The organism is Hyphomicrobiales bacterium (assembly GCA_016125495.1).
GTDB lineage: Bacteria > Pseudomonadota > Alphaproteobacteria > Rhizobiales > RI-29 > RI-29.
In genome coordinates this window covers 23,326-46,729 of record WGLQ01000008.1, presented here as the reverse complement: position 1 = coordinate 46,729, position 23,404 = coordinate 23,326, and the positions used below count along the sequence as shown (strand labels likewise).

Here is a 23,404-nt window from a genome sequence, read left to right as displayed (position 1 = left end):
CGTCTATTTGTCGAGATTGGCGAGCGCCGCGCGCAGGTACTCGATGCCCGTATAAACCGTGAGCAGGGCGGCGATCCAGAGGAGTGCGTGCCCAACCTGTGCAACCATCGCCTCTGCGGTCCCCCCGCCCAAGGCCCCGACGAGCATCAGTGACGCGAGTGCCAGCATTTGCAGCGTCGTCTTGACCTTGGCCGCCATGCTGACGCGCACGAGATGCCCCTTGCCACGCTCGCCGAGGAACTCACGAATGCCCGAGACGAGCACCTCACGCGCGATGATGATGAGCGCGGCCGCGATGTCGAGGCCGGTGATGGTACCATCGGCGACCAGTGCGACGAGCGCGATCATGACGAGGAGCTTGTCGGCGATCGGGTCGAGCATGCGACCGAGTTCGGACGATTGGTCGAGCCGGCGTGCCAGATAGCCGTCGATGAAGTCGGTGAGCGAGGCCGCCACAAACAGCCAGAACGCGAGCAGACGGCCGGACGGACCGCCGACCGCGAGCAGTGCGAGCGCCACGGCGGGTACGGCCGCCAACCGCGCGAAGGTGAGGATGTTGGGCACCGTCCAGATCATCGGCGATGTTTCGCCGGCCCAGCCTGCCCCGTCAATCGATCCGCGTGCAAGGCAACCATCCCATGCGCCCGTCAGCGGCCTTGCGGGCGCGCCCGGTTTCTGTTCGGCTGGGGGCTGGCGATCGGGAGATGGCAGATGACCGAAAGTGTGGACCGGGCGGCGCGGGCAGGCAGGCGGACGAGCCGGCGACCGGAGCGTGCGCGGACGGCACCACGCGCAACCAACTATCGCATCATCGAGAACCGCTTACCGTTCGCCGAGGTCTTTTCGGCCGACGAGGTGGCGACGATCCACGAGACCTCGCTGCGCGTGCTGGAGGAACTGGGGCTCAAGGTGCTGCACGCCGGCGCGCGCGCCATCCTGGGGCGTGCGGGCGCGCGCGTCGATGAGGCCGAACAGATGGTCTACATCGACCGTGGCATGGTCACCGAGGCCCTCGCCCGGGCCCCGCGTTCGTTCGTCGTCGCCGGCCAGTCACCGGGCCGCCACATCCCGATGGGTGGTCGCAGCCTCATGTTCGGTATCGGCGCCGGTTGCCCGAACATCACCGACCTCGATCGCGGCCGCCGACCGGGCACGCTCGCCGACTTCGAGGAGACGATCCGCATCCAGCAGTGCTTCGACATCATGCCCAAGCTCGGGCCGGCGGTGGAACCGCAGGACGTGCCGGCGGCAATTCGCCATCTGGCTGCGACCGAGGTCCAGCTGCGCCTCTCGGACAAGGTGCCCTTCGTCTACGCGCGCGGCAGCGGCCAGACGCTGGATTCCTTCGAGATGATCTGCATCGAGGCCGGCATCACGATGGACGACCTCAAGAACCAGCCGCGCACCTTCACCGTCATCAACACCAACTCGCCCCGCCAGCTCGACATTCCCATGGCCCAGGGCATCATCGATTTCGCCGAATGGGGCCAGCCCACCGTCATCACCCCGTTCTGCCTCGCCGGTGCCATGGCCCCGATCACCATCGCGGGCGCCCTGACGCTGAGCCACGCCGAGGCGCTCGCCGGCATCACCCTTGCCGAGGTCGTGCGCCCCGGCGCCCCCGTCGTCTATGGCGCGTTCTCCACCAATGTCGACATGCGCTCGGGCGCTCCCGTCTTCGGTACGCCGGAGCACATCAAGACCAACTTCGGCGCCGGCCAGCTCGCCCGCCACATCGGCCTGCCCTGGCGCTCGGCCGCTGGCAGCGCATCGAACGCGCCCGACGTCCAGGGCGCGAACGAAACGCAGCTCGCACTCTGGGGCGCGTTGCTGGCCGGGGCGAATTTCATATACCATGCAGCCGGTTGGCTCGAGGGCGGCCTGACGTTCTCGTGCGAAAAATTCATCACCGACCTCGAGGTTTGCCAGTCGGTGGCCGAGGTGATGCTGCCCGTCGAGGTCGGTCGGGACGCAATCGGCTTTTCCGCCATCGCCGAGGTCGCGCCCGGCGGCCATTTCTTTTCCGCGAGCCAGACGATGGCGCGCTACGGCAGTGCCTTCTACGAGCCGCTGGTTGCCGATTGGTCCAACTTCGGCCAGTGGAGCGAGGCTGGCGCGGTCGATGCGACGCGGCGGGCCAACCGCCTCTGGAAGCGCGTGCTCGCGGATTTCGAGGCGCCACCCAAGGACCCGTCGGTGCTCGAAGCGCTTGCCGACTTCGTTGCGCGAAGGACCCGCGAGGGTGGCAGCCCGCCGGTCGGTTGAGCATCTCGGAGGCAGCGGCGCATGAAGGACGATTGCATCACGGCCGAGGGGGGAGTGCGGGCGATCGTCCTCTCGGGACTGGACGGCGTGCGCCGCGCATCGGACCCCGAGGCCCGTGCCCGCGCCCTCGCCCGCCTCGTGCATGCGACGTTCGCAGAGTACTATTGCCGTTCCCGGGCGATCCCGGCCCTCGCCAAGCGCGCCTTCGAGGAGCGCCGCTGGAAGCGTTCGATCGAACTGAGCAAGGAACGGATCTCGCTCTATTCCGAGGTTCTCGGCGAGACCGTCTCGGCGCTGCCCGGCGATCTGACCGAGGGCGACGAGGCGATGGAACTGTGGGTCGGGGTCGAAGAGGAATATCGAGGCATCGTCAGCGAGACGTACGAGGCCGATCTCGCTCTCGCCTACTTCGGATCGCTCCGCCGGGCGCTGCACCGCCATCTCTGGCGCGTGCCCGTGCGCCAGCGCCGTGTGGCGCCGACCGATCGGGCCGCCTTCCTGAGGGTCATCGAGGTCGGCGGCGCCATGACACCGGAACTCGTCGAGGAGGTTCTCCGCATGCCGCGGATCGACGTGCCGTTCCGCGACCTCGGCGATGATGCGCGTCTCGTTGCCGAGCGCATCAACGGCGAACTCGGGATCTCGCCCGATCGCCCAATCACCCGTCTCGAGATCGTCAGCGAAGGGTTCTACCGCAACCGTGGGGCTTATATCATCGGTGCCGTCGAAGTTGCCGGCGAGCGCCGGCCGCTGGCACTCGCCCTGCTCAATCCCAAGGAGGGGCTGGAGGTCGACGCGGTCATTCTCCGCGATACGACCCTGAGTCACGTGTTTTCATCCACGCTCGCCAATTTTCACGTTGCGATCCCCTGGTATCACGAACTGGTCGACTATTTGTTTTCTCTGATGCCGCGGCGCCCCCGCGGTCAGCATTATTCGACGATTGGCTACAACCACGTCGGCAAAATGGCCGTCATGGAGCAGATCGTCGGCGCAAGGGAGCAGAGTTGGCGCCCCTTCGTGCACGCCCCGGGCCCGCGAGGCAGCGTCGCCATTGCCTTCACGAACGACAGCCTGCCGTTCATCCTCAAGGTCATTCGGGATACGCCGAGCGATCAGTACAAATGGGAGCGCTACGACGGCAAGGAGAGTGTGCTCGGCAAATACCGGCAGGTGCACGAGATCAACCGCTCCGGCAGCATGCTCGACAACATCGTCTACTCGAACCTCATGCTGCCGCGCGAACTGCTCTCCGACACCGTCCTCGACGAACTCCTGAAATATGCCCCCTCTTCGGTCGAGTGCAGAGGCGAGGGGGTGCGCCTCGACCATCTCATCGTCCAGCGCAAGCTCGTTCCCGTTCCTCTCTTCCTCGAGAATTGCACGCCGCAGGAGGCCGAGACCGTCGTCATCCGCCTCGGTCAGTGCATCCGCAACAACGCCGCCATGAACGTCTTCAACCGCGACCTCGACGGGCGCAATTATGGGGTCAGCACGCTGCGCTTCGTCTACCTCTTCGATTACGACGCCGTCGACCGTCTGACCGATGTCAAGGTGAGGAGCGACGTCGATCGCGAGCCGGGCGAGGAGGATGTGCCGGACTGGTTCATGGAGGAGGGCACGATCTTCCTGCCCGAGGAGCTCGAGGCGCACCTGCGGTTGCCGACCCGCGAGCTTCGGCGTCTCTTTCGTGATGCCCACGGCGAACTCCTGACGCTCGACTGGTGGGTGAAAATGCAGGGTTGGCTCGCGGAGGGTCGAGTGCCGAGGGTGCGCACCTATCCGCGATCGGATCAGCTGCGACGCGGCGAGCGCATCGACGATCTGACGTTGCGCCCGGTCGAATGAGCAAGCCGAAGGAGGCGCAGGCGCTGCCGCCGCCAGCCGGGCGTGCGTTGACGGCGCGCACCATCGCGGGCACACTTCCTGCGACCGCAATCGACCGAGCGTCACACGGGTTGCCGCCATGCCAGCCGAGATCGCCGCCCATCTGAGCGCCCCGGGTGTGGGCGCCGGCAAGGGCGCGCATACAGCAACGCTCCTCGAGGCTCTCGCCCGCCATTGCGCGCAGAAGGACTATGCCGCTGGCGAAATCCTGCGCCGCCGGGGCGAGCACTACCGCGATATGGTCCTGATCGCCACCGGCACGGTCCACGTGGATCTCGCGGCCGAAGGCGTGGCCGATCCGATCGTAGTCGGCCCCGGCATGCCGATCGGCGAGATCGGCTTTCTCCACGGCACTCCGGCCAATGCCACGGTGACGGCCGGCGAGCCGGTAACCGCCCTGTTGCTCGACGATGCGACATTGTCCTCGATCGAACGCGTCGATTCCATGTTGGCCGCCGAACTCATGCGCAGTCTCGCGCGCACCGCCGCCGATCGAACGAGTCACAATCTGACGCTCACAGCCAAGATCGCCCCGGGCGGCATGGCGGATGCCCTCGAGGTGCGGATATGCCGCAACCAGGACATGCTGATCGAGGCGCAACGCCTTCGCTACCGTGTCTATTGCCTCGAGCTGTGCCGCAACTCCCCCTATGCGAACCACAGCGACAGCATCATCCGCGACCCCCTCGACGAATTCGGTCACTGCTTCATCGCGCTGCGGCAGGGCGCGGTGATCGGCACGCTGCGCGCCAACTACGCGCGCGAGGGAGAACTCGGGGCGCTCGAGGAAGTTTATGGCATGCGCGGCTCGCGTCATCATCCCGCCGCGACGGGTATCTGCACCAAGTTCGTCGTCGCATCGTCCCACCGCGGTGGGCCGGCGGCCATGCGGCTCATCGCCGGTCAGGTGCAGTACGGCCTGCGCCACGGCATGAAGGAGTGCTACATCGATTGCGTGCCGACGCTGGTGGACTATTATAGCGCCCTCGGCTTTTCGGTCTCCGGAAACGAGTTCTTCCACCGCGAGAACGGTCCGTCCGTGCCTATGCGCCTCGATCTCGTCGAGCACGGTGAAGCCCTGAGCGGGGAAGCGGGCGCGCGGCGCATGTTGAAGCTCTACGTGAAGGCGATGCGCCAGCGCGCTGCATCGCAGGAGCCGGGCGCCGCGCCCGGTGAAGGTGAATGACGATGCCCGATCTGCCGCCGCTCGACCTCACGGCCGCGGAGGTGGTCATGCTCGCGATCATCGCGGTGCTCGGCCACCTCATGGCCGGGCTCTGGTACTGGGCACGCCGCTCGAACTGGCGGATCTGCGCGCGTGCGATCTACGATATCCCCGTCAAAGGGCGCCAGCTGCGCCGCGAGCTTCTCAATTCGATCCACGCTCCGATCCATGCCGTCATCCTCGCCGCCTTCCTCTGGCTCGGGTTCTTCGAGGCGACCTCCCTCGCCTCGTTCGCCGTGACCGCGCTCGCCATCACGCTGTGGGCCGAGATCTGGCACTATTTTTCCCACCGCGCCTTCCATCTCGAGGCCCTGCACTGGATCCACGCCGAGCACCACAAAAGCCACCTCAATACACCCTTCACGGCGATTTCGTTCTCCTTTTCCGAGAAGCTGATCTTCGACCTCGGCATGCTGGCGCCCTTCGCGCTCGCCGATGCCTTCGTCGACGTGAACTTCTTCGGCATCGCCGGCTGGTACATCGGCTATCTCGTGATCAACTCCTTCAGCCACGCCAACTTCGAGTTTCGCGCCACCGGCTACAACCGTCACGTCGGCCGCATCCTGACGACCACCACCTACCATGCCCTCCACCACTCGCGTTACACGGGCAATTACGGTCTCGGCACCCGCGTGCTCGACCGCCTGTTCGGCACGGAATGGCCGGACTATGAGCCGCTTTACGATCGTGTGAACACCGAGCGGCGCCCCTTGTCGCACCTTCGCGAGCGGGTCGGCGACCACGGAGGCAAGGAATGACGATGGGTGCGCGCCCGCACGACGATGCCATCGACGCGGAAGGCGCCATCCCGCGCCTCGTGCCGCCGCGCGTCGAACCCGCGCCCCACCCGCTTCGTTTTCCTCTCAATCTGGTTCGCACCCTGACCGACAACGTCGCCCTCGTGCCCCGCCAGGCCTACGAGGACGACGTCGTCATCGCCCCCGGGCCGCCCCGCATGGCGTTCGTCACGGGACCCGAGGCGGTTGAGCCCCTGCTCATGTCGCGCGACGGGCGCTTCCCGAAGGGCAAGCTTCAGAACGCGGTACTCGGGCCGATGATGGGCGAAGCGATGATCGCCTCCGAAGGGGAGAAATGGCGGCGCCAGCGCCAGGCCGCAGCCCCGCTCTTTCGCCACGAGGAATTGCTGCGTTACGTGCCGGTCATGGCCCGGGCGGCAGGCGACACCATCGCCGGGTGGCGGGCCGCCGCCGGTTCCGGTCCCGCTTCCCGTGCGATCGACCGCGACATGATGCGCGCCGCCTTCGCCGTCATCTCCGCGACCATGCTCGCGCGCGGCGCGGACAACGTGCTGGCGGCCATCGAACAGGGACACGGCGACTATTTCGGCCGTGTCAACTGGTGGGTGCTCTATTGCATGCTCGGCTTGCCGCATGCGTTGCCGAGGCCGGGCGGCACGGCGATGCGTGCCCACGAGCGGCGCACCAGAGCGGCTGTGCGCGAACTCGTGCTACAGCGCCTCGCCGACAACGAACCGGCCGATGACCTCCTCGCCCGTCTCGTGCGTGTGCGCGACCCCGAGACGGACACGCAAATGCCGATCGAGCAGGTCGTCGAGAACATCCTCGCCTTCCTCATCGCCGGCTTCGACACGACGGCCCTGTCGCTCACCTGGGCTCTTTATCTTCTCGCCCGCAGCCCCGCCTGGGCCGAGCGCATCGCCGCAGAGGTGGAAAGCGTCGCCGGCGAGAGCCCGATCGAGGCACGTCACTTGCCCTCCCTCATCGTCACCGAGCAGGTGCTGAAGGAGACCATGCGCCTTTATCCGACCGCACCGATCATCGTGCGTGACGTGCGCGAGGACGTGACCCTCGCCGGCACCCGCATCCCGGCCGGCACCATCGCCATCGTCCCGATCTACGCCATCCACCGTCACCGCCGTTTCTGGCGCGATCCGGACGCATTCGACCCCGGGCGCTTTGCCCCGGATGCCGCTGGCGCTCCGGGACGCTACAACTATCTCCCCTTCGGGGCTGGCCCACGCATCTGCATCGGTGCCGCCTTCACGATGATCGAAACGAAGGTTCTGCTTGCGAACTTCGTGCGCGCTGCCCGCTTCGAGGTCGAGCCGGGCTACGAGCCGCGCCCGACGGGTCAGATGTTCCTGACCACGGGCGGCCGGATGCCGATGCGGGTGCATCTGCGCGCGCGCTGAGTGTGGTCAAGAGCAGATGACAATGTGACATCCGCGTGACAGAATGATCAGAACGGCGTGGGGGCGTCGAAGCCGGAGGCTCCCATGATCTCATTGGAGGATTGCATCGCGCTGAGCGGCCTGACGGAGGCCGAGATTCTCGCCATCGCCGAGCACGAGCACGTGCCCGAGGTGGTTGCGTGCGCACTCGCGCGCTACCTCTCCGAGGCGCGCGGTGGGACGCTCGCGGTCCGCGACATGATCATCGACGATTTCCGCCAGGCGCAGTCACGCGGCGACCGGCATCACAGCCGGGAGTTGCTGCACGTGCTGCACCACTTCCTGCGCGCACATCCGGAAGCGCGCCCCAGGGAACATCCCTGGAGCGTAGTTTTCTGAGGCCAGTGGCCAGCGATCGGTTGGCGTTCAGCAGGCGTTCTTGGCGTAGGCGGTGTGCGCACCGATCGAGCGCATGTAGCGAGCGGTCCCCTGGGCAGCCGACTTGCTGGTCGGGCCGACCACGGCGCAATACCAGCCGTTGCGGAAGTTCGGATAATCCGGGTGGCTCGTGTGGATCACATAGCCGCCATAGCGGTTGGCGCCCTTCTGCGCGGAATTGTACCCCTTCGAGCAGACCGAGATCGCATACCAGCCGCATGCGTAGGCAACCTGATACGACCCGGCCGGCTGGCTGGAGGGGGTCGTTGCGGTGCCCTCACTGACAGAGGCTGCGCCGGCCGCGCCGGTCATGACAGCGAGCAAGGCTCCGCACGCGACGAGACGAGCCGACTTGGCGAGGATGGAGTTCATGAGCAATATCTCCGGTTTTCACTTGGGCGTGAACCCGCTGTTACCTTGGAACGACCAGGAGCATTTGTGCAATCTCCAAACATTGTTCGCCGGCTGTTGCTGGCGAAACATGTAGGATGTGGTTGCCATGAGCACCGGCGGGTCGCGCGAGAACTTCAGCGCCCGGCCTCGTGGAAGAAGTCGTAGATCTGCTGGGCGAGCGCCTGCGAGATGCCCTCGACCTCGAGGAGATCGGCCACCCCGGCCTTGCTCACGCTCTTTGCCGAGCCGAAATGCTTCATCAGCGCGCGTTTGCGGCTCGGCCCGATGCCCGGGATCTCGTCCAGCGGATTGCGTGCGATCTCCTTGGACCGCCGTGCCCGGTGCGTGCCGATGGCGAAGCGATGCGCCTCGTCGCGCAGGCGCTGGATGAAATAGAGCACCGGGTCGCGTGGCTCGAGCATGAACACCTGCCGCCCCGACATGTGGAAGTGCTCGCGTCCCGCGTCGCGCTCCGGCCCCTTGGCGATGCCGACCACCTTGACGCCCTCGATGCCGAGGTCGGCCAGCACCCCTTCGGCCGCCGCGAGCTGGCCCTTGCCACCATCGACGAGAACGAGGTCCGGCCAGGCGACGGCGCCCGCCTCGCGCGCATCGTCGTTGCCGTTCACCTCGTCGGCGGCGGCGGCGTCCGTCCCATCGCCCTCTTCGACGGTCTCGACCGGTTCGGCGCGGTCGTGCTCGATGAACCATTGCGGATCGCCATTCGGATGCTCTTTGAGGAGGCGCTTGAATCGCCGTGTCAGCACCTCACGCATCATCGCGTAGTCGTCTCCGGGGGCGAGGTCGTCGGAGCGGATGTTGAACTTGCGATACTGCCCCTTTTCGAGCCCCTCGGGCCCGGCCACGATCATGGCGCCGACGGCATTGGTACCCTGGGTATGGGAGTTGTCGTAGACCTCGATGCGCCGCGGTGTGTCGTCGAGACCGAAGGTGCCCGCTATGCCCTCGAGCAGCCGGCGCTGGGAGGAGCTTTCCGCGAGCCTTCGCCCGAGCGCCTCGCGCGCGTTGGCGAGAGCCTGATCGACCAGCTCGCGTTTGCCTCCACGCTGGGGAGCGGCCACCTCGACCTTGCGTTCGGCCTTGAGCGACAGCGCCTCCCCGAGCAACTCCCGGTTCTCTACGTCATGGCTGAGAAGGACCAATCGCGGCACCGGCTTGTCGTCGTAGAATTGGGCGATGAACGCGTCGAGCACCTCCTCGACCGCAAGCGACCGATCGGCCTTGGGATAATAGGCGCGGTTGCCCCAATTCTGCCCGGTCCGGAAGAAAAAGACCTGGATGCAGGTCTGCCCTCCCTCCTGGTGCGCGGCGAAAAGGTCCGCTTCGTCGATGCCCTGCGGATTGATCCCCTGGTGCTGTTGCACGTGCGCGAGTGCCCAGAGGCGATTGCGGTATCGCGCGGCCTGTTCGAACTCGAGGCGCTCGGCCGCCGCGGTCATGAGGTCGTTCAGCGTCTCGCGCACACTCGTACCCTTGCCGGACAGGAAGCGGACCGCCTCGTTGGCGAGTTGGTCGTAGTCCTCGCGCGAGATTTCCCCCGTGCACGGTCCCGAGCATCGCTTGATTTGAAAGAGCAGGCATGGCCGCGTCCGGCTTTCATAGACCGCATCCGAGCAGGTCCGCAGCAGGAACGCGCGCTGCAAGGTGTTGATCGTCCGGTCGACGGCGCCCGCCGAGGCGAAGGGACCGAAATAATCGCCGGCGCGCTTGCGGGCTCCGCGGTGTTTGAGGATCTGCGGCGCCCCGTGATCGCGCGCGATGAGGATGTAGGGAAAGGACTTGTCGTCCCGCAGCAGCACGTTGAAGCGCGGCCTGAAGCGCTTGATGAGGTTGGCCTCGAGCAGAAGCGCCTCGCTCTCGGTGCGCGTCGTCACCACCTCCATCGCCACTGTCTCGAGAATCATGCGGGCGATGCGGTTCGTGTGTCCACCGAGGCGGGTGTAGTTCTGCACGCGCTTCTTGAGGCTGCGGGCCTTGCCGACGTAGATCACCTCGCCTGCCGCATCGAGCATGCGATAGACACCGGGTCCGTTCGGCAGTGTCTTGAGGATGCGGGCGATGACGTCGGGACCGCGCACTGGCGCGCCCCCTTCGGCTCGCTCTGCGCCTGTCGCGGGCGCGGCGTCCGCCAGAATCTCGGCGCCCGGAACCGGCGTCGAGGGCGCGCCCAAAGGCTCCGGCCCGTCGCCGCGAGCGCTGGCCCCCGGTGCTGCCGGGCTTTCCCGCTTGCCGGTCTCCGGCGCGGTCTCGTCGTTGCGGCCGTTGTCGTTCATGGGAGGGTTATGGGCCGGCCCGGCGGACGCCGCAACCACCGCGCGGACCGGGCTGTGCGTTCGTTCCCCGTCGGCCTCTGTGTCCGCCGAAAGCAAAGGGCCGCCCTGGAGGGCGGCCCCTGCTGTTCGACTGGCGGATGGTCCGGGTGACGGCTCTTCAGCTCTGGGGGCAGAGCTCGAATGCCTTGGTCAGCGCGCTGCTCGTATCGGGGAATTCGCCGATCTTCTCGCCGCCCTGGGCGTGCTGGCGGATGAACGCATCCGTCTGCGGCCCGGCGAGATCGCCCTGCACGGCGAGAGCGGTGTAGTTGACCGCAGAGGTGCTCGCCGAGCGGATCAGCACGGCGCGTTCAGCGCCAGAGAACTCAGCCGTCCAGACCCGACAGAGCGGGCCGACCGGTGCCGCCGATGCGCTGGCGACGCGCGTCCCGGTGCTGCGCCGGCTGTCGCTCTGGCCGCCGGTGGTCCTGGTGGTCGAGCCTGCCGTCGAGGCGGTTGTCGTCGTCGTGGACTTGGCCGCGCCCGTGGAGCCTGCGGCCGTCGCGCCGGTGTTGTTCGAGGCGATCTCCTCACGCCGCCCGGCATTCGGCCCTTCCGGGCAGTGAGCGGCCAGATAGCGCTCGGCGATCGACTTGATGTCGTTGGCGTAGCCGGAATCGCTCGGCGACCACTTCTTGGTCAGATCCGAATAGGTGATCGGACGGTCGAATTTGCTGGCCCAATCCGAGATGAGCCAGCTCTGCACCTTGCGGGTGCGTTCGGCGACCGCATTTTCGATGTGCTCACCCGAGTACATCTTGATGTGCTGGAGATGGGCGAGGACGCCTGTGCTGACGTCGGCGAAACGCTCGCCGGGAACGCCGCCACCGGTCGCACCGAGGCCGGCGAAGTTGTTCTGGCTCGGCGCCACATCGCTCGGACGACCGCTACCGGTCTTGTACTTCAGCCAGTTGGTCTCGACGATCATCTGATAGAAGGCATAGTCCCAGCGCACGCCGACCGCCTCGCCATGCTTCTGGTAGTAGTGTGCGACGTCCCGGAAGGCGGGTAGCAGGCCGGGGTTGCGCTTCTTGACATACGCCATCAGCCGGTCGGGCGTGACGCACGCCGGCACCTGGTTCATCGGTGACAGTCGGATTGCCGGATTGTCGGCCGCCTTCGCCTCGCCGGCGAGCAGCACCGATGCCGCAAGCCCAAAACCAAGAACAAAGCGATACATGTTGTCCTCACTTCCGCGGTTCATCCTTGCGGCAACGCGAACGCGCCGCGAAGGACCGAGCGCCTTCGGCGGTGGGCATGCCAAAAACGCGGTTACGTCCCGAACAATCGAATGTGAGGCTTAAGATTGTCTTAGCGTTGGGTGAGCGTTTGACCCGAATGGGGCGATTCTGGATCGTTTTTCGTCCAATTGTGGCGGGACCCGCCGCGGTGCGCCGCGGGCCCGGCCTCAGACGGGGGCCGATCGTCAGGCACACCAGGTCGAGCGCCGCCCGCCCGCCTCGCTCTCGCGCACGAGGCCGCGCTTGAGGAGCAGGGCGCCGACGTCGACCCAGCCGTTCTCCAGCCTGACCTCGAGACGACCGACCCGGCGCAAAGCGTACTTGTCACGCCTGAGGTCGCAGGCCCGCACCAGCTTGCGGCTCCGTTTCTCGATGGCGCCATCGAGAAGCCGCGCCACGTACGCCCGTGCCGCCTCGCCCCTTTCGCGCTCCTGCTCGCAACTCGCCCTGCGCCCGCGCTCGGGAGCGTCGACGCGCTCGAGCCGCAGGTTGGCGCGGATCGCAACCAGTGGATCCGACGTGTCGATATAGCCGTGCACCGTGTCGCCATCGATGACGCGGATGACGAGCATGCTGTGGCAATTCTCGCCGTCGTCCGCCGTCCGGGCGGGAGAGGCAATCGCGGGAGCGATCGCGAGGGGAACGCAAGACAAGAAACCCGCGACGATCACCCGCATGAGGCCATGAATGCGCTTCATCGGGTACCTCGCAACGTTGACGTCTCGACGCGCCCTGTCGGCCGCCTACGGTCGACAGCTCGGTGTCCGGAGTCGAAACGCCGGGGAACAAGTCCGGTATGTGTGAGGTGGGAAGCGATTGCGGCAGCAATGTGCCGTCGTGCCGAGGGGGCTGTTGGTGGACGGCCCATACGCCGATCGTGTTGCGACCGGCCATGCGGCGCGGCCGGTGCTCTCCCGGTTCGCCAACCCGTCGGCGATGCCGTCAGGTCCGAGCCTGCAACCGCTCGATCTCGATCCCGACCGAGCGGCAATCGGGGATCGCGTTGGGCTTTTCGATGCGCACTCGGACCGCTTCGACGCGCGTGTCGTTGAGGCAGCTCTCGGCGACTCGCTCAGCCAGCGTCTCGACGAGGTTCACGTGGCCCGATGCGCAGATGTCGCGCACCCGGTTGACGACCTTTTCGTAGCAGACGACGCCATGGATCTCGTCGTTGATCGGGCCACCCGTGTCGCGCACCGTGAGGTCGAGGGAGATGATCACCGGCTGGCGCTCGACCTTCTCATGCTCGTAGACACCGATCAGCATCTCGAGTGTCAGATCGTTGACGAAGACGTGCCGGGTCTTGTTGAGCGCGTTGGCGATCAACGGCCGGCGCACGGGCGATTGCTCGTTCATGCTCAATCCTGCCCAGGGCCCACCTTGGCCGGTCGCGCCACCATCTATGGCCCTGCCGGGCGTTTGACCGGCTGCTCACCCGGAAGCGTGCAGGGCGCGCTGCACAACCGGGGCTTCGGCTAGAGATCGACGCCGACCACGTCGGGCGTCTGCCAGACCAGATGCTGGCCACCATCGAGGACCATCATCTGTCCAGTCATGGCGGGAGCGTCAAGGAGAAAGCGGATCGCTGCACAAATCTCAACCGGGGTCGTACCGCGGCCGAGAGGGGTGGCTTCGCACTGCCGGCGGAACTGCTCCGCGCTCTGGTGGATGCTTTGCAGCACCGGGCCGGGGCCGATCGCATTGACCCGCACGCGCGGCGCCAGGCCCTGCGCCATCGTTCGTGTGGCGAACCAGAGCGCGGCCTTGGAGACGGTGTAGGAAAAGAAGTGCGGCGTCGGCTTCAGCACGCGCTGATCGATGATGTTGACGACATTGCCCTGCCCGGCCTCCGGTCCCGCCAGGGTGAGCCCCTGGGCGAGCGCGCTCGCCAGCATCAGCGGCGCCTTGAGGTTGATGTCCTGGTGCCGCGTCCAGGAGGCTTCATCGAGGCTCTCGATGCGGTCGTCCTCGAAGAGCGAGGCGTTGTTGACGAGGCAGGTGACGGTGCCGAGCGTGCGCTCGATCTGCGGCACCAGCCCCGCCACTTGTTCGCTCTCGGCAAGGTCCGCCTCGAAGGCAGCGGCCGTTCCACCCGCCGCGCCGATGCGCTCGACAACTTCGATTGCGGCCTCGTGCGAGGCATTGTGGTGCACCGCCACCGTCCAGCCCTCCCTGGCGAGATCGAGAGCGATTTCGCGCCCGATACGCCTTGCGGCACCGGTGACGAGCGCGACGCCTCGCGGGCTCTTGGGCATGCTGCTCACGGTCAGGGCCTGGCTTGGTAACTGACGCCGACACCCATCGGCGCGGGCGTCGGCTTGGTGGCGATCTCCGCTGCCCCTACGCTGTGGCCGGGGGCGTAGACCACCGCCAGATAGGTCGCATAGATGCCGAGGAACGCGACCCCCGCCAACCGCGTGATGCAGAGGCGGTTGAAAATGAACGGCACTAGCATCAGGGACGCACCGAGCATGATCCAGAGGTCGAGTTCGAGCATGATTTTCGGCACCGGAACTGGTGTCACGATCGCCGTAACGCCCATGATGCCGAGAATGTTGAAGATGTTGCTGCCGAGCACGTTGCCGAGCGCGAGACCAGCCCGGCTGCGCAGCGCCGCCATCAATGTCGTTGCCAGCTCGGGAAGCGACGTGCCGACCGCCACGATGGTGAGCCCGATGGTCGCCTCGTCGACCCCGAGTTGACGGGCGAGCGCACTTGCGCCGTGGACCGTCAGATGGGCGCCGAACGGCATGCCGATGAGACCGATCAACAGGAACAACGCCACGAGGCCGTTCGACATCGGCTTCTCGGCGATCTCGGCCGCCTCTTCCACCACGTCGGCCGGCGCTCCGAGGACCGTCGTGCGGTAGGCCAGAATGCCGAGGAACACGACGAGCATGAAGAAGAGGACCAGCCCATGCCAGTGTTCGAGCGTGCCCGACATGCAGAAGGCGATGAACAATAGGCTCGCACCGAGCATGAAAAAGAGGTTGGAGCGGATGAACGGCTGATCGCAGCTCGTCTTGGCGAGCAGGGCCGGCAGCCCCAGCACCAGCAGGACGTTGGCGATGTTGGAGCCGACGATGTTGCCGACCGCGATGCCGGGAGAGCCCGTCAGAGCGGCGTTGAGCGAGACGACGAGTTCCGGCGCCGAAGTGCCGAAGGCGACGATCGTGAGGCCGACGACCAGCATCGGCACATTGAGCCGAAGCGCGACCGAGACCGCCGCTCGAATGAAAGCGTCACCCGTGACCACGAGGATTGCCAAGCCCGCGATCAACATCATGAGTGACATAGGTGCTCTCTTCCTGCCGACCCGGCTGAGGGGAACCTGAATATCGACTTGGCCATGAAGACGGGAGGCCGGTCACACGCTCGGCGTGTGCCGGCTAAGAGCCAGATGGGGGCAAGCCGCGGCCGTTGAAAGACCCTGACGCGTGGAAAGTCCAGTGCAACTTGCGCCCGGCGCACAGCCGCGGCTGAAATGCACCGTTCGCCGGCTCGTTGACGTCGGCCGCCTGGGAGGGGGCGACTAGATGCTGTTGTCGCCGTCGAGGATGTTCCCGAGGGATCCGAGCACCGAGCCTTCCCCGACGCTGCGCCCCATGGGCCCGCCTGCCGCGAGCATGCGCCCCGCAAGCCGCGAGAACGGCAGGCTCTGCAACCAGACTTTGCCGGGCCCCGTCAGCCGCGCGAAGAACATGCCCTCGCCGCCGAAGATCATCGATTTGACCGAACCGGCCCGCTCGAGGTCGAAATCCACCGTGCCGGTCATCGCGGCAAGGCAGCCGGTATCCACGTGCAGCACTTCCCCGTCATCGAGCGAGCGTTCCACGATCGTGCCGCCGGCGTGCACGAATACCCAGCCGTCGCCCTCGAGCGACTGCATGATGAAGCCTTCCCCGCCGAAGAGCCCGGTCATGATCTTGCGCTGGAAGTGGATGCCCAGCGAAACGCCCCGCGCCGCCGCCAGAAAGCTGTCCTTCTGGCAGATCAGCCGACCGTTCACGGCATCGAGCTTGATCGCGATGATGTGGCCCGGATAGGGGGCGGCGAAGGCGACCCGCGCCTTGCCCTGGCCTTCATGCCGGAACAGTGTCGTGAAGAGGCTTTCGCCCGTGATGACCCGTTTGCCGGCGCCGACCAGCTTGCCGAGGAAGCCTTGCGACCTCTCGCCGCCCGAGCCGTCGCCGAAGATGGTGTCCATGGAGATCGCGGCGTCCTTGAACATCATGGCGCCGGCCTCCGCGATGGCGCTCTCGCCGGGATCGAGTTCGATCTCGACGAACTGCATTTCGGCCCCTTTGATCTCGAAGTCGATGTCGTCCGCGCGACCCTCCCGTCTCTCGTGGCGGGCGCGGGGCATCTGCGGAACCGAGCTGAAGATGGCCATTGCTTGCTCCTTGTCTGGTTGCTGGCTGGGGCGAACGGATCGAGCGGTTAGAGGTGGACGGCGGGGTGCAATGGGCGCTTGCAGGCGGCCACTCGCTTGCCTCGAGGCGATTCGTGGACCTAGACAGGCCGAGGTCCCCTGCTGATCGGACGAGGGAGCTGCGCTGCGTGATCCTCATACTGGTCGTCATCGCCGGCCTCGCCGCCTTCTTCCTGGTCTCCACGGCCGTCCCGTGGACGCGGGCGATGCTGACGGACCACGACATCGCACCGGACCTGCCGGTCGCCTTCGGCTGTGAGACGGCATGGCTGGCGATCCGAGCGGACGATCCAGAGGAGGTCGTCGATGCTCTCGGCCTCGAGAACGTGCAGCGGGTGAACTGGCGAACCGGCATAGGGAGCATATACGACGAGGAACTGAGCCCTGACTACGTATTCGTCTCCCCGGCCGTGGGTGGACGCATCTACGTGGTCGGCATGGCCCTTCCGCATCCCGTCGGCACCCGCTTCGTCGATCGTTGCGGGCAATTGCTCGAGGACCTCGCGCGACGTTTCGGGGAGGTCCAATACTACTTCACCTATACCCTCATCGAGCTCTATGCCTGGGCGCGCTACGGCGACGGAGAACTCCAGAGGGCGTTCGCCTGGGGCGACGAGGGCGTCATCTGGAATCGCGGCGCCATCACCCCCGAGGAACGCCAGCTCGGTCTCAAGGTGCTGGAACTTCGGCGCCTCAAGGCGAGCGGGGCGCCGCGCCGAAAGCGCGAGCCAGGCACCGGCGAGGCCGGATATCCCTGCGAGTCGCACGTGATCGCCATGGCGGCTGCCTGGGGCCAGGACCCGACCGAACTCGAGGACGTGCGCACGTTACCCGGCCTCGGCCACATTGGGCTCGCCCCCGCCGACTGGCGCGCGCACCGCTTGCCGCGTCAACCCCGTCCGGCCAAGACGACGACCAAGACGGCCGCCGAGCGGCGGGCCGAATTGCGCCCCGTCGAGTGAGGCAGCGCCGCTTGGAATACCCGACCACCGTTGGCCGCCTGCATTCCGAGATCGGGGCCGCGAGCCATTCCCCGCCGGCAGCCTGATGTGGGGGCATGGCGCCAGGCGAAGGCGGCTCGCGGCCATCTGGTCGGGCCAATGGCCCGATCCTGTCTCGCCCTGTCGAGGGCGTGCGTTTCGGACCTGCTCGCTGGTCCCGCGATAGGTCAACGCCGTCTGGCGCGTGCCCCAGGGTTCCGTTTTGCGGCGACCTGGGAAACCGGCCGGTTGATCGTGCGTGGCCGCTGCGAAGCCTTGAGCCCGACGCATTGCGCCTGAACCGCGCGGGCGCTCGGCTGGCGTGACGGCTTCTTGGCGTGCGCCCGCTGCGTCGGACGCGGCGCGTGTCCAGGCGCAACGAGTGGCATCCGCGAACGGTTGAGGTGCGGGCGCGCGCTCAGTGGGCGGGCCGTTTTCCCAGCCGGCTTGTCAGTCTCGATGACGGGGCCGAAAGCAGGGCGCGCAACGGCGGCCGCGTCGGCCTCTGCCAAGGGCGCCGGCACGATGGCCGGGATCGCGTGGGGTTGGCGTGCGTGGATTGTTGTGGTCGGTACCACGGGCGGCGGAGGCATGGGGACCGGAGCTGATGCCTGGGGCAGTGCGACGCGGATGGCCTTGTCGCCGGCCTCACCGTCGAGCCGCCGCATCACACCTTCGGGTGCCACGCTCTTGGCGAACGGCGGCGGAGGGGGGGCGACGCGCGCCTGCTCCTGCGTTCCCTCGCGCAGCAGTTGCGCCCGGCGGGCGACCTGCGCGCGTCTTTCGGGCTTACTCTGTGCGTGCGCGTCGGCCTCGCAAGGACTCGCCGCTGCGACCGGCATGCCGGCGCGAGGTCCGCTGCGGAACCACCCGGAGATCCAATCCAATGATATGCCTAGCATGCTCGGTCACTCCTGCCAGTGCGCCTTCAACTGAGTTCAGGTTGGCAGAGGGTGCTTAATCCGAGGTTTCCAGGCGTCCCGAAACGCGCCAATTTTGCTGGAATTTTCGGTGTTTCCGAAAAAACTCTCTCATCGAATGCACGCATTGTTGCGTATCGGCAGCACTCCAGAAAAGCAGAAGTGTGTTCGGATTCAGTGAGATAATCATCGATGTCAACCGACCCGCCGCGATCCGCCATCGACCGGCTGTCGTTCGCGTCCCGGGACGTCGTGTAGGAGGATAGGAGGGGTGGCTTTCGTCGGAGACGGGGCATTCGGCTCGCCGGCACCCTCGAATTCGGTCGAGGAACGCCAAGGAGCCATCGCAACCGGCTTCAATGCTCAACGCGACGGCTCGCAAGGACAAGCTGCTCTGGCCTTGCGTCGCGGCTATTTCCGGAACGCGACCATCTCGAAGTTCTGCGCCGTCTGGAAGGACTCGAAGCCATCTGGTCCGATGCCCGGCCGCAACTGACAAGCCTGCGCACGCGTGCTCTTTGCCTCGCGATCGATCAACAGTTCCGAACAGCTCGCGAGGCGATCGAGCGGGTGACCCGCGGCGCCAGCGTCAGCGACGGTTTGTGTGACCTGCGACGTCGCGCTTGCGCGACGTTCGGGACGCCTGTCGGCAGGCTTCCTTTCGAGGCTCGCCGACTTTCCAGCGCGGACGGTTGCTTCGCCCTGATGGTTTGGCCGCGGCCCCCGGCGCTCGCTGACGACGGCCAGGCTCGCGGTCGGCGCGGCGGCGACGTTGGCCGGGGCGACCACTTCGGCCGGGACCGCGCGGGCGACCTCGACGGCCGGCACCGGAACTCCGATCGGCATGGTCTGCGCCATGTAGGACCAGAACCCGACCAGATGCCAGAACGCGACGCCGAGCAGGAAACCGCCGAACCCCCAACCGGCATGGTTGCTGGACCGCATGGTCTTCGAATGCGCGCCGCGTTTGAACTCCCTCGAAAGGTCGATCGGCGGAACGATCACCAACGGCTGCTGGAGTTTTGGCCGCATTGCCCGGTTCTGTCTCTGCAGTGCCCGCCGTTCACGTAGCCGCCCCATTTCAATTCCCCGCCGCCAGTTATTGCCACCCCGTTGATAAGACTGCGGATATTCGTTTCGGGCCGCAAGCGCCGCCAGTCACTCCGCAAGCCTGGTGGTGGAGTGGGGTGGCGGCTGTTGCTCATTTGCGACGCAACGGACGCCATGCAACCCGAAAATTCAGGAACACAACAAAAACGTCGGGATTTCATATGCTTCGCCGGTCGCTGGTGCGCGGCTGACAAAATGGGCGGCACGTCGGTTGGGCGGCACGCATCGTGGCTCGCTGCCGACCGTAAAGGACGTCTTTGCGGTCGCGCTAGCCGCCGCGCCGCGCCCGCACGGGCGGCATCGTCACCTGACGGGCACGACAGAGGCGCCGCTGGTCCTCATTGGACGTGCACTCGCGGAACGCGCCGCGCGGTGTGAAGCAGATGCGCACCTCGCGCAGCTGCGCCCGCCGGCCGCAATCGATGGCGATGTGCTCGGCCTTCATGCCGGGGTTTGCCTCGATGAAGGCTTTCTCGATCGCCTCGGGCGTCGTGCGGATGTAGTTTTCCGGGCGAACGAATTCCTCCGGAATGCGCACCCGCTTGAAGAGCGCGCGCGATGCCTTGAAGAACGGCTCGGCCTCGAGACCGCTGCACGTTCCGTGCTTGCGGTACTGGTGGATGACGAGGCGCGGGCTCGGCATGATGTCGAGCATCTCAGTGATGACGTGCTTGGGCACCCATGGCTCGCGCGGGGTCCGGCAGAATTCCGGCCAGCCGCTCTCGTACTGCGGCCAGAGGCCATGCAACACGAAAGCGTAGGGGCGCACGCCCGTGCATTGCGGTTCGTCCTCGGCTTTCTCGTCGCTGGCGCAGTAGGTCGGCGACCAGGAGATGGCCAGCGTGAGATAGTCGAAGCGGCCCGGCTGTTCGTCCCTGGCCGCGGCCGGTGTCCCGATCGTTGCCGCAACGACCGCCATGAGGGCTGCCAGCGCCACGTCCCGCCAGCTGCATGCTGAACCCGTCGACCCGTCTCGCAACCACTGCATTCCCGCCGACCTCCGTGATCCTCGAGTTATCGTTTCGGCACGCTCGCCCAACGCCCCAAGCTCGATGTCGGCGCACTGGGCGTCAAGCCAATTCGATTGCAGAACAGCATCAGTTGGTTGGCTGGAATGGCCGGAGCCGTCCGCCGGCCCGATCGTGGTGCGCGCGGCGCGCCGACACCGGGCCCTGCGGCGTCACGACCCGGCCTCGGCCAGCGCAGCCATGATCCGCGCCCAGCTGCGCGCGCCCTTCTGGAAACTCGTGACGTTGTACTTCTCGTTCGGCGAGTGGATGCGGTCGTCGTCGAGCGCAAAACCGATGAGGAGCGTATCCATCCCGAGCCGGTGCTTGAAGTCGTGCACGATCGGGATCGAACCGCCGCAACCGACGAGCACGGCCGGCTTGCCCCACTCCTGACCGAGCGCTGCGGCGGCAGCGGCGATGTCCGGTTGATCCGTATCGAAGCCGATCGCCGCCCCGACGCCACGGCTATCGAAGGAGACGCTGCAATCCGCCATGAGATTGGCCCGAACGAAGTCCTCGGCCGCCGCCACGATCTTGCGCGGGTCCTGGTTCGGGACGAGACGGAAGGTGAGTTTGGCGGTCGCTGTCGAGGGGATCACGGTCTTTGTTCCGGGTCCCGTATAGCCGCCGAAGATGCCGTTCACCTCTGCCGTCGGCCGCGCCCAGATGAGTTCGTTGAGCCCGCGTCCGCGCTCGCCCGACAGCCGGGTGAGGCCGATCTCCCCGAGAAACGTCTCGGCCGTCCGCCCGCTCGCCTCCCATTGTGCCTTGCGTTCGGCCGGTACCTCCGTGACGTCGTCGTAAAAGCCTGGGATGCGCACGCGGCCGTCCTCGTCGTGCAGACGCCCGAGGATGCGTGCGACGGCGTGGATCGGATTGACCGCCGCCCCGCCATACATGCCCGAATGCAGATCGCGCGAAGGACCCTTCACCGTGAACTCGAGGTCCGCGAGGCCGCGCAGCATCGTCGTGATCGCCGGCGTCGTGGCGTCCACCTGCCCGGTGTCACAGACCAGCGCCACCTCGGCCCGAAGCTCATCCGCATTGGCCTCGAGAAACGGCTCGAGACTTGGGCTCGAGCATTCCTCCTCACCCTCGAGCAGCACCGTCACCGAGAGCGGCAGATCGCCCGTCGTCTCGTGCCATGCCCGGCAGGCCTCGAGGAACGTCATGTACTGGCCCTTGTCGTCCGAGGAGCCACGCGCGACGATAACCTCGCCATTGCCAGGCTCCTCGGTGAGCCGGGCCTCGAACGGCGGTGACGACCAGAGGCCAAGCGGGTCCACCGGCTGCACGTCGTAATGCCCATAGAACAGCACATGTCGAGCCCCCGGTCGTCTCGAGCGGTAGTGGCCGACCACCATGGGGTGCCCGCTGGTCGCCCTGACACTGGCCTCGAATCCGATGGCGGCGAGTTCGCGCGCGCTCCATTCCGCAGCCCTGATGCAATCGGCCGCGTACGCTGGATCGGTCGAGATGCTGGGGATGGCGAGCAGCTCGAAGAGGCGGTCGAGGGCGCCTCGGCGATCGCGATCGAGGTGCGCGAGGACATTGTCGAGGACTGCGGTCATGTCGTGGACTCCTTGAGTGCGCGAGCCGGCGGGAGCGACGCGAGAGGATCCCGCCCGCTCGCAGCACCGGCCGTCGTGCGTGGCGCAATCTTCAGATCTTCGGGCGCGTCAGCTCATAGGCCGGCACCACCGCCATGAAGGCGTCCAACCATCCGACCAGCTGCTGGTAGCGCTGGCGCCACTGGCCCTCGAAGCGAATGTCCTGGTAGCCGAGCGCCGCCGCGAGCGCGACGTGGCCGATATCCGGGTTCTTGGGCAGGGCCGGTGGCGAAGCGTTGAGCTGGTCGAGCGCCCGCTCCACCTTGCCGAGCTGATGGTCGATGAAGGCCTGTGACTGCTGCTGCTCGGTGCGGAAGCGCCGTTCGTACATGACCGCCACCCCGGCATCCATGATGCCGTCGGCGAGCGCCTGGAGCCGCAACGCATCGAAACGCCCGGCGCCGGAGGGATGCAGCTTCGGGCCGGAGTGCAGGCTGTCCAGATACTCGCAGATCACGCGGCTGTCGTAGAGCACGCTGCCGTCTTCGAGCAACAGGGTTGGAATCTTACCGAGCGGGTTCTGCTTTCGAATGCTGTCGGCCGGGTCGCGTGTATCGGCCGTTTCGACCTTGATGCGGTCGAACAGCCCCGCGATGTGGGCGACAATCTTGACTTTGCGGCCGAACGGCGAGGGGTCGGCGGAGCGGAGGATCATCATCGAGCGCGGCTACTCTTCAATGTGCGATGGTGCTCGCCCGCCGGAGACACGCGCGGCAACCGGCAACGTGCACCGAACACCTGCGAGAGTTCCGCCCTGGGGCAGAAGCTTCAGCAGGCGGGGTGCGCGCTGCACTTTCAAGGTTGTCGCGGCACGCGAGGCGCGCGAACTCGGGCGAACCCGGCCGCCGGGCCGATGCCCCGAGGCAGCCGGCCTCACCCGCGCGGCGAATGGTGCACGTCCGAGCTCTCGGACGCAAGCGTCTGGCGCGGCAAATCCGCAGGACCAAAGGGGCCGCGCGCGCCTGCCTGCGCGGGTCTCCGCCCGAGCCGCCGCCGAGCTGCTACCAGCAGACCGAGGCGGTCGCCGTGCAGGTATGTTCGTCGAAGAGGATGACGTCGAGGAAGAGCTTGCAGGTGGTGGTCTTCTTGCCCACGCGGTATTTCTTGATCCCGTTTTCCGCCGCCCAGCTCGCGATGTACTTGTCGAGCAGCGCCTCGGCGTCGCGCATCGGCCCTTCCTTGCCATAGTCGTTCACGGAAAAGCCGAGCCGGGTGCACTTGGCCTCGGCAACACCGCTCACAGCCAAGCTCAGCACCAACGCCGTCCCGATACCCAGAAGCGCCCGCGACATGCCTGCCGCGAGCCCGCGTCTGCCCGATCTGATACGCATTACATTTCCTCGCGAGATTTGAGCTGTCGCCCGTCGTCGCGGGCGGCGCCTAGACGATTAACCGTCTCTCGCGATGG

21 protein-coding genes are annotated in these 23,404 nt (G+C 66.7%); 7 read left to right on the top strand and 14 right to left on the bottom strand.

The genetic code is table 11. From position 1 onward, the window contains the following. Nucleotides 1-3: 3 nt before the first annotated feature. On the bottom strand, nucleotides 4-576 hold the full coding sequence (gene pgsA, locus GC150_07875; protein ID MBI1384811.1) for a CDP-diacylglycerol--glycerol-3-phosphate 3-phosphatidyltransferase: 573 nt from the start codon (nucleotides 574-576) through the stop codon (nucleotides 4-6). 135 nt (nucleotides 577-711) lie between these two features. Between pgsA and GC150_07870 the strand changes: the two genes are divergently transcribed. The 6 genes from GC150_07870 (at nucleotide 712) to GC150_07845 (ending at nucleotide 7,928) form a co-directional block, all read left to right on the top strand. Beyond that, complete coding sequence (locus tag GC150_07870; GenBank protein MBI1384810.1) at nucleotides 712-2,265, top strand: trimethylamine methyltransferase; 1,554 nt, start codon at nucleotides 712-714, stop codon at nucleotides 2,263-2,265. Between the two features lie 21 nt (nucleotides 2,266-2,286). Continuing rightward, complete coding sequence (locus tag GC150_07865; GenBank protein ID MBI1384809.1) at nucleotides 2,287-4,113, top strand: bifunctional isocitrate dehydrogenase kinase/phosphatase; 1,827 nt, start codon at nucleotides 2,287-2,289, stop codon at nucleotides 4,111-4,113. Nucleotides 4,114-4,231: 118 nt separating this feature from the next. Beyond that, complete coding sequence (locus GC150_07860; protein ID MBI1384808.1) at nucleotides 4,232-5,338, top strand: cyclic nucleotide-binding domain-containing protein; 1,107 nt, start codon at nucleotides 4,232-4,234, stop codon at nucleotides 5,336-5,338. Then, complete coding sequence (locus GC150_07855) at nucleotides 5,335-6,135, top strand: hypothetical protein (protein ID MBI1384807.1); 801 nt, start codon at nucleotides 5,335-5,337, stop codon at nucleotides 6,133-6,135. Before GC150_07860 ends, GC150_07855 begins: the two co-directional genes overlap by 4 nt. After that, complete coding sequence (locus GC150_07850; protein MBI1384806.1) at nucleotides 6,132-7,550, top strand: cytochrome P450; 1,419 nt, start codon at nucleotides 6,132-6,134, stop codon at nucleotides 7,548-7,550. The genes GC150_07855 and GC150_07850 overlap by 4 nt, the downstream gene beginning before the upstream one ends. An 84-nt stretch (nucleotides 7,551-7,634) precedes the next feature. Further along, the gene (locus GC150_07845) at nucleotides 7,635-7,928 is read left to right on the top strand and encodes a hypothetical protein (protein ID MBI1384805.1); all 294 of its coding nucleotides are present in this window, start codon (nucleotides 7,635-7,637) and stop codon (nucleotides 7,926-7,928) included. A 27-nt stretch (nucleotides 7,929-7,955) separates the two neighbouring features. Here the strand turns inward: GC150_07845 and GC150_07840 are convergent, their stop codons facing one another. From GC150_07840 to GC150_07805, 8 genes are all read right to left on the bottom strand, one after another. Then, a complete protein-coding gene (locus GC150_07840; protein ID MBI1384804.1) occupies nucleotides 7,956-8,339 on the bottom strand; it encodes a hypothetical protein in 384 nt (127 codons plus the stop codon). A 155-nt stretch (nucleotides 8,340-8,494) separates the two neighbouring features. Next, the gene (gene uvrC, locus GC150_07835) at nucleotides 8,495-10,654 is read right to left on the bottom strand and encodes an excinuclease ABC subunit UvrC (GenBank protein ID MBI1384803.1); all 2,160 of its coding nucleotides are present in this window, start codon (nucleotides 10,652-10,654) and stop codon (nucleotides 8,495-8,497) included. Nucleotides 10,655-10,811: 157 nt separating this feature from the next. Next, entirely contained in the window at nucleotides 10,812-11,897 is a 1,086-nt protein-coding gene (locus tag GC150_07830) for a hypothetical protein (protein MBI1384802.1), read from the bottom strand. Between the two features lie 222 nt (nucleotides 11,898-12,119). After that, nucleotides 12,120-12,632 (bottom strand): hypothetical protein, encoded by a 513-nt coding sequence (locus tag GC150_07825; GenBank protein MBI1384801.1) that lies wholly within the window; start codon nucleotides 12,630-12,632, stop codon nucleotides 12,120-12,122. A gap of 244 nt (nucleotides 12,633-12,876) precedes the next feature. After that, the gene (gene folB, locus GC150_07820; protein ID MBI1384800.1) at nucleotides 12,877-13,290 is read right to left on the bottom strand and encodes a dihydroneopterin aldolase; all 414 of its coding nucleotides are present in this window, start codon (nucleotides 13,288-13,290) and stop codon (nucleotides 12,877-12,879) included. A gap of 119 nt (nucleotides 13,291-13,409) precedes the next feature. After that, entirely contained in the window at nucleotides 13,410-14,189 is a 780-nt protein-coding gene (locus GC150_07815; GenBank protein MBI1384799.1) for an SDR family oxidoreductase, read from the bottom strand. Between the two features lie 11 nt (nucleotides 14,190-14,200). Beyond that, nucleotides 14,201-15,229 (bottom strand): calcium/sodium antiporter, encoded by a 1,029-nt coding sequence (locus GC150_07810; GenBank protein MBI1384798.1) that lies wholly within the window; start codon nucleotides 15,227-15,229, stop codon nucleotides 14,201-14,203. A 237-nt stretch (nucleotides 15,230-15,466) separates the two neighbouring features. Beyond that, nucleotides 15,467-16,327, bottom strand: coding sequence for a TIGR00266 family protein (locus tag GC150_07805; protein ID MBI1384797.1), 861 nt, complete (start codon nucleotides 16,325-16,327; stop codon nucleotides 15,467-15,469). Nucleotides 16,328-16,494: 167 nt separating this feature from the next. On the opposite strand from GC150_07805, the gene GC150_07800 reads away from it, so the two are divergent. Beyond that, nucleotides 16,495-17,328 carry a hypothetical protein gene (locus tag GC150_07800; protein MBI1384796.1) on the top strand — a complete coding sequence of 278 codons (834 nt, stop codon included), beginning with the start codon at nucleotides 16,495-16,497 and terminating at the stop codon, nucleotides 17,326-17,328. Nucleotides 17,329-18,677: 1,349 nt separating this feature from the next. Here GC150_07800 and GC150_07795 read toward each other — a convergent pair. The 5 genes from GC150_07795 to GC150_07775 all read right to left on the bottom strand — a co-directional run bounded on the left by GC150_07795 (nucleotide 18,678) and on the right by GC150_07775 (nucleotide 23,327). Then, the gene (locus GC150_07795; protein MBI1384795.1) at nucleotides 18,678-19,298 is read right to left on the bottom strand and encodes a hypothetical protein; all 621 of its coding nucleotides are present in this window, start codon (nucleotides 19,296-19,298) and stop codon (nucleotides 18,678-18,680) included. Nucleotides 19,299-19,644: 346 nt separating this feature from the next. After that, nucleotides 19,645-20,295, bottom strand: coding sequence for a ribonuclease T (locus GC150_07790; GenBank protein MBI1384794.1), 651 nt, complete (start codon nucleotides 20,293-20,295; stop codon nucleotides 19,645-19,647). 261 nt (nucleotides 20,296-20,556) lie between these two features. Beyond that, on the bottom strand, nucleotides 20,557-21,957 hold the full coding sequence (locus GC150_07785; protein MBI1384793.1) for a dipeptidase: 1,401 nt from the start codon (nucleotides 21,955-21,957) through the stop codon (nucleotides 20,557-20,559). A gap of 91 nt (nucleotides 21,958-22,048) precedes the next feature. Further along, a complete protein-coding gene (locus GC150_07780) occupies nucleotides 22,049-22,654 on the bottom strand; it encodes a glutathione S-transferase (GenBank protein ID MBI1384792.1) in 606 nt (201 codons plus the stop codon). 343 nt (nucleotides 22,655-22,997) lie between these two features. Then, nucleotides 22,998-23,327 (bottom strand): hypothetical protein, encoded by a 330-nt coding sequence (locus GC150_07775; protein ID MBI1384791.1) that lies wholly within the window; start codon nucleotides 23,325-23,327, stop codon nucleotides 22,998-23,000. Between the last annotated feature and the right edge of the window lie 77 nt (nucleotides 23,328-23,404).